Source organism: Kineococcus indalonis, assembly GCF_009906395.1.
GTDB lineage: Bacteria > Actinomycetota > Actinomycetes > Actinomycetales > Kineococcaceae > Kineococcus > Kineococcus indalonis.
Genome location: NZ_JAAALM010000234.1, coordinates 1 through 6,001, shown reverse-complemented (window position 1 = coordinate 6,001; position 6,001 = coordinate 1). Strand labels below are relative to the sequence as shown.

The 6,001-nt window shown below is 78.2% G+C and carries 6 protein-coding genes and 1 pseudogene; 3 read left to right on the top strand and 4 right to left on the bottom strand.

The window, feature by feature from the left end; all coding sequences use genetic code 11:
* Positions 1–577 (top strand): YczE/YyaS/YitT family protein (locus tag GTR00_RS12315; protein ID WP_166611911.1); only part of this gene is annotated, 577 nt, incomplete at its 5' end.
* Positions 578–616: 39 nt separating this feature from the next.
* Here GTR00_RS12315 and GTR00_RS12310 read toward each other — a convergent pair.
* The 3 genes from GTR00_RS12310 to GTR00_RS12300 all read right to left on the bottom strand — a co-directional run bounded on the left by GTR00_RS12310 (position 617) and on the right by GTR00_RS12300 (position 4,078).
* Complete coding sequence (locus tag GTR00_RS12310) at positions 617–811, bottom strand: hypothetical protein (protein ID WP_166611910.1); 195 nt, start codon at positions 809–811, stop codon at positions 617–619.
* A 190-nt stretch (positions 812–1,001) separates the two neighbouring features.
* Positions 1,002–3,173, bottom strand: coding sequence for a SpoIIE family protein phosphatase (locus GTR00_RS12305; protein WP_205705662.1), 2,172 nt, complete (start codon positions 3,171–3,173; stop codon positions 1,002–1,004).
* A 116-nt stretch (positions 3,174–3,289) separates the two neighbouring features.
* Positions 3,290–4,078: a sulfite exporter TauE/SafE family protein gene (locus tag GTR00_RS12300; protein ID WP_166611909.1), complete on the bottom strand. Its 789-nt coding sequence runs from the start codon at positions 4,076–4,078 to the stop codon at positions 3,290–3,292.
* Positions 4,079–4,549: 471 nt separating this feature from the next.
* Between GTR00_RS12300 and GTR00_RS12295 the strand changes: the two genes are divergently transcribed.
* Both GTR00_RS12295 and GTR00_RS12290 read left to right on the top strand, forming a co-directional pair.
* Complete coding sequence (locus tag GTR00_RS12295) at positions 4,550–5,167, top strand: TMEM165/GDT1 family protein (RefSeq protein ID WP_166611908.1); 618 nt, start codon at positions 4,550–4,552, stop codon at positions 5,165–5,167.
* A 139-nt stretch (positions 5,168–5,306) separates the two neighbouring features.
* A complete protein-coding gene (locus tag GTR00_RS12290) occupies positions 5,307–5,693 on the top strand; it encodes an ATP-binding protein (protein WP_166611907.1) in 387 nt (128 codons plus the stop codon).
* 20 nt (positions 5,694–5,713) lie between these two features.
* On the opposite strand, the pseudogene GTR00_RS12285 reads toward GTR00_RS12290, so the two are convergent.
* Positions 5,714–6,001: pseudogene (locus GTR00_RS12285) on the bottom strand (CynX/NimT family MFS transporter); the annotation flags it as partial.

Here is a 6,001-nt window from a genome sequence, read left to right as displayed (position 1 = left end):
GTTCCTCGCCGGCCTGGCGCTGTCCGCCACCGGCGTGTGGGGCTCGCTGCAGGTGCAGCTGGGGGTGGCGTCCTGGGACGTGCTGCACGCCGGCGTCGCCCAGCGCACCGGCCTGTCGTACGGCACCGTCGTGGCGGCCGTGGGGGTGGTGGTGCTCGTGGTCTCCGGCGCCCTGGGGGTGCGCCCGCGCCCCGGCACCCTGTTCAACGTCGTGGCGATCGCCGTGGCGCTGGACGCGCTGCTGGCCTCCCCGTGGCTGGACGGCCTGCCCGCCGCGCCCGCGCCCGTGCGCGCGGTGGTGCTGGCGGCCTCGGTGCTCCTGCTGGGCTTCGGCGGCGCCGTCTACATCGGCGCCGGCCTGGGCAGCGGCCCGCGCGACAGCCTCATGGTGGCCTGCCACCTGCGCGGCTGGCCGGTGGGGCCCTCGCGGGTGCTCATCGAGCTGGCGGTCCTGGCGGCGGGCTGGCTGCTGGGCGGGCCCGTCGGCGTGGGCACCGTGGTGATGGCGCTGGCGCTGGGGCCGGTGACGCAGGTGGCGTTCCGGGTGCTGCGGCAGTCGCCGGGCGCGGGCGCCTGAGCACCTGGACCCCCCGGCGGGACCCCGGCAGCGCGTCCCTCAGGTGCCGGGGGTGGGCGGTCCGGGCTCCGGGCGCCGGCGCCGCCGGGCCACCGTGCCGGTCAGCGGCAGGCGCCGGATCGACACCCCGCGCGCCTTGCGGCGGTTGGCCGCCGCGGTGCGCTCGCTGATGAGGATGGCCCGTCGCAGGGCGCGACCCGGGAGCTCCGGCGCGGCCTCCGGTCGTCGTGGCACGGCCCGCTCTCCCGTCGTCCCCGCGGCGCTGCCCGTGGCGCCGCGTCGTCCAGCCCCGCCGCCTCCGGGAGCGGGGAGAGTCTTGTGTAACCCACCGGCCGCACCCCTGCCAGCGAGACCGCCGCGGGCGCCCCCGCACGCCCCCAGCGCTCACGCGGGGTCGTCCTGCGGCCACGCTGAGCCGTCGCGGTCAGCTCCCGGACGGCGGGGTGACGGGCGTGGGCGGGTGCGCCGGGACGCGGTTGGGGCCCGCCTCCACCGGCCTCGGGCGGTCCAGGGGGTGCAGGCGCACCGCCACCAGCGCCACGTCGTCGTCGTGCCCGGCGGGCACCATCCGGGCCAGCAGCGCGTCGCACAGCGCCTCCAGCTCCAGCCCGCCCAGCTCCGCCACGACGTCCTGCAGCCGCGCCAGCCCGTCCTCCAGCGAGGTGCCGCGCCGCTCCACCAGCCCGTCGGTGTAGAGCAGCAGCGTCGAGCCGCGGTCCACGGTGATCGAGGCGTCGGCGCGGCGGGCGGCCGGGTCCACCCCCAGCAGCAGCTGCGTCGGGTGCGCGGCCAGGGCGGTGACGGTCCCGTCGGGGGTCAGCAGCACCGGCGGCAGGTGCCCGGCGCTGGACCAGCGCAGCCGGGTGACGTCCCGGGAGCGCTCGTCGACGACCTGCTCCAGGCGCGCCACCAGCGCCGTCGCGGTGGTCTGCACCGCCAGGCCCTCCATCGTGGCGTCCAGGCTGGCCAGCACGGTGGCCGGCGCCGCGCCGCTGGAGTACGCGATGCCGCGCAGCAGGCTGCGCACCTGCGCCATCGCCGCGGCGGCCTCCACGTCGTGGCCCATGACGTCGCCGATGACGAGCACCGTGGAGCCGTCGGGGGTCAGGAAGGCGTCGTACCAGTCGCCGCCGACCTGCGCGGCCGCCGCCGCGGGCTGGTAGCGCACCGCCACCTGCACGTGGTCCGGCTCCACCGGGGCGGTCAGCAGGCTGCGCTGCAGGCCCTCCGCCATGCGGTGCTGCTGCGTGTACAGGCGGGCGTTGTCCAGCGCCAGGCCGGCGCGGTCGGCGATCTCCACGGCCGTCAGCAGGTCCTGCGGGGGGACGGGGGCCCGCTGCGCGCCGCGGAAGAGGCTGACCAGCCCGACGGTGCGCCCGCGCGCCCGCAGCGGCAGGATCGCGAACGACTCCGGCGCCAGCCGGCGCAGCAGCTCGCGCGCCGGGCCGGGCTCGAGCACCTCCAGCAGGGCGGCGGTGCCGTCGCGCTCGGCGGTGACGGGCCGGCCGGTGCGCAGCGCGCGGTGCAGCGGGGCCTGCTCGCCCAGCGCGCGCAGCCGGGCGCGGCGGTACTGCTCGACCAGCTCGCGCAGCTCCTCGCGCACGTGCCAGGAGCCGATGTCGCGCAGCGCGCCCTGCTCGTCGACGAGGGTGACCAGGCACCAGTCGGCGATCGCCGGCACGAGGTGCTGGGCCAGGCGGCCGACGGCCTCCTCGGTGTCCAGGGTGGCGGAGAGGTCCTCGCCCACCCGCACCAGCAGGCTCAGCCGCTCGGCGGCCTCCTCGGCGCGGGCGCGCGCGGCCTCGGCCTCCCGCCGGGCCGCCTCGGCCTCCTCCCGGGCCCGGCGCCGGGCGGTGACGTCCAGGAAGTACACCGACAGCCCGTCGGGGCCGGGCCAGGCGCGCACCTCGTACCAGCCGTCCAGGGGCGGCGGGTAGTACGCCTCGAAGGTCACCGGCTCGCCCGTGGCCGCGGCGCGGCGGTACTCGCGCTCGAAGGCGGCGCCGAGGGCGCCGGGGAACAGCTCCCACACCACCCCGCCCAGCAGCTCCTCGCGCGGGCGGCCCAGCAGCCGCTCGGCCTCGGCGTTGACGTACGCGAAGCGCCAGTCGGCGTCGAGCAGGTAGAACGCCGCCGACATCGTCTCCAGCACGCGGGCGGTGCGGGCGCCGGCGTCGTGCGCGTCGGTGGTGTCGTAGGCGGCGCCGAGGATGCGCACGGCGCGGCCGGCGCGGTCGGCCAGCGCCCGCCCGCGCGCCTGCACCCAGCGGGTGGTGCCCCCGGGCAGCACCACGCGGTACTCGGCCTCGAAGTCGCCGCAGGTGCGCGCGCAGTCGGCCAGGGCCTGGCGCACCCGCGGCAGGTCGTCGGGGTGCAGGCGCTCGTCGAAGGCCTCGATGGTGCCGCGGAAGGTGCGCCGGTCGTGGCCGAACAGCTCCACGAGCCGGTCGTCCCAGGTGAGGCGGCCGGTGAGGAGGTCCCAGTCGAAGCCGCCCACCCCGCCGGCGGAGATGGCCAACTGCCAGCGCAGCCGCTCGGCCTCGTACTCGACGGAGAGCTCCAGCTCGTCGCCGTCCTGCGGCGGCACAGGGCTCACCGCGTCACCTCCGCTCGGTCCCGGCGGGGGACGCCCCGGCCGTCCCCAGGGTAAGCGCGCGGCGGCACCGCCGGGCTCCGCCCACCCGTGCGGCGCACCCGTCCCGCCCGTCCCGCTCAGCCGGCCAGCACCTGCCAGCCCAGCCGCACCACCAGCACCGCGACGACGGCCAGGAACACCGCGCGCACGAAGCGGCTGCCCGCGGAGACGGCGGTGCGGGCCCCCAGGTACCCGCCCAGGAGGTTGGCGCAGCCCATGAGCAGGCCCAGGCGCCACAGCACCGAGCCGTGCGCGGCGAACACCGCCAGGGCCCCCACGTTGGTGGCCAGGTTCACGATCTTCGCGGTGGCGCTGGCCTGCAGGAACGCGTAGCCGAGCAGCCCCACGAGCGCGAACACCAGGAACGCCCCCGTTCCCGGGCCGGCGATGCCGTCGTAGAAGCCGATGACCGCGCCGGTGAGCGCGGCGACGGCGGTGTGCCGGTGGCCGCTGAAGCGCAGCGCCGTCACCCCGCCCAGGTCCGGCTTGAGCAGCGTGTACGCCGCCACGAGCACGAGCGCGACGAGGATGACGGGCGTCAGGACGCCGTCGGGCACGGCGGCCGCGCACAGCGCCCCGCCGGCGGCGCCGACGGCGGCGACCAGCGCGGTGGGCACCGCGGTGCGCAGGTTCGGGTGGACGCGGCGGTAGTACGTGACCGAGCTGGTGCCGGTGCCCATCGCCCCGGCGAGCTTGTTGGTGGCCAGGGCCTGCACGGGGTCCATGCCGGGCACCAGCAGCAGCGCGGGCAGCTGCACGAGGCCGCCGCCGCCGACGACCGCGTCGACCCAGCCGGCGCCGAAGGCGGCCAGGACGAGCAGGACCAGGGTCGCCGGCGCGAGCGCGGCGAGGGCGTCGGCGCTCACGGGCGGGTCCGCTCGGTGGTCCGCTCGGTGGTCCGCTCGGGGCGGGCGGGGGGTCGGTGCACCGGCCCAGCCTCCCAGGCGCGCCCGCGCCGCCGGTTTCGCCCCGCCGAAGGGCGCACCGCCGGTGCCCCGGGGTGCCGCGGCGCGCCCCGCCGAAGAACCACCGGCCGCGGAGGCGTTGCGCCGCAGCGGTTCCCCGTGGGTCCGCTCGCGGCCCCGGCCGGGCCCGCCGGGGATTTCCCGCCGCGGTGCGCGGTGTGCTGCAATGGCCGCGACGAGGGGGAGTAGCCCGCACGTCACCGGTCGACACGCTGGCCCTGCGGGCCCGGTCGGTGAGCCCGCGACGCGGGTGGGCGAGACCTTCGGCACCGTTCACGCCCACGCACCGCCGGCGCGCGCCGGGGTGCCCGTGGCGCGTGCGTGCCGGGCTCCCGCCGCGGCGCGCGGCGCCGGAGAGGACCGACCCGAACCGTGGACCCCGCCGTCGTCCTGGCGAGCTTCCTGCCCGTGCTGCTGCTGGAGCTGCCCGACAAGACGTTCGTGGCGACGCTCGTGCTCGCCACCCGCTACCGGCCGCTGACGGCGTGGGTGGGGGTGGGCCTGGCGTTCGCCGTGCAGAGCGCGATCGCCGTGGTCGCCGGCCGGCTGCTGTCGGCGCTGCCCGACCGCCCCGTGGCCGCCGTGGCCGCCGCCCTGTTCGCGCTGGGGGCGGTGACCCTCTTCCGCGGCGCGGCCAAGGCGCGGCAGGCGGAGGAGGACGCCCTGCACGAGTACGAGCGCAAGGTGCACGGGGGCGCGCGCGGGCTGCGGGCGGTGGCGGCGTGCTTCGGGGTGGTGTTCCTGGCCGAGTGGGGGGACCTGTCGCAGCTGTTCACCGCCGGGCTGGCGGCCCGCTACGACGACCCGCTGTCCGTGTTCGCCGGCGCGTGGGCGGCTCTGCTGGTGGTCTCGGCGCTGGCGGCCGCCGTCGGGGCGACCCTGATGCGCAGGCTGAGCGTGGCGACGGTCAGCCGGGTCGGGGGCGTGGTGTGCGCGGCGCTGGCGGTGCTCACCGTGCTGGAGGTCGCGGGGGTGGACCTGCCGGTGTGAGCCGTGCGGGGACAACCGGGCCGCCGGGTGATTGACTGTCAGTCACGCGGCGATGACTGTCCCCACAGGTCCGGCGCGTCAGGACCACGCGCCGCGGAGCAGCTGCGGCGCACGGACGGCAGCGGGAGGTCGAGGGCCGGTGTTCCACGTGGTCCTCCCGCCCTCCCCCCGGTCCGTGGGCGTGGCGCGCTGGCTCATCTCCGAGTGGTGCGCGCCGTGGGTGAAGAGCTCGGAGGTCTCCGAGGACACCGTCGAGGCCCTGCTGCTGCTCTCCAGCGAGGTCGTCACCAACGCCGTCGTGCACGGCTCCGGCATGGTGCGCGTCGCCCTGAGCCGCGACGGCGGCTCGCTGCGCCTGGAGGTCTCCGACGAGGGCGGCGGGATGCCGCTGATCGGCGCCCAGCGCGAGGACGCCGAGAGCGGGCGCGGCATGGCCATGGTCGAGATGCTCTCCAGCCGCTGGGGCACCGAGCTGGACGAGGGCCCGCTGGGCAAGAAGGTGTGGTTCGAGCTCGCCGGAGCCTGAGGGCCCGCCCGCGCGGGGGCTCACCCGCGCGGGACGACCTCGTCGGCCCCCGCCCGCCGCGCCGCCAGCGCCTGGCCCGCCGCGGCCGCGGCCACGAGCACCAGCGTCGGCGTCCACGACCCCGTCGCCGCGTGCAGCGCCCCGGCCAGCACCGGCCCGGCCGCCGCCAGCAGGTACCCCACCGACTGCGCCATCCCCGACAGCGCCACCGCGCCGGCGGCGTCGGCGGCCCGCGCGGTCGTCGCCGCCAGCGCCAGCACCAGCGCCGCTCCCCCGCCGCCGCCCACGAGCGCCACCCCCAGCGGCAC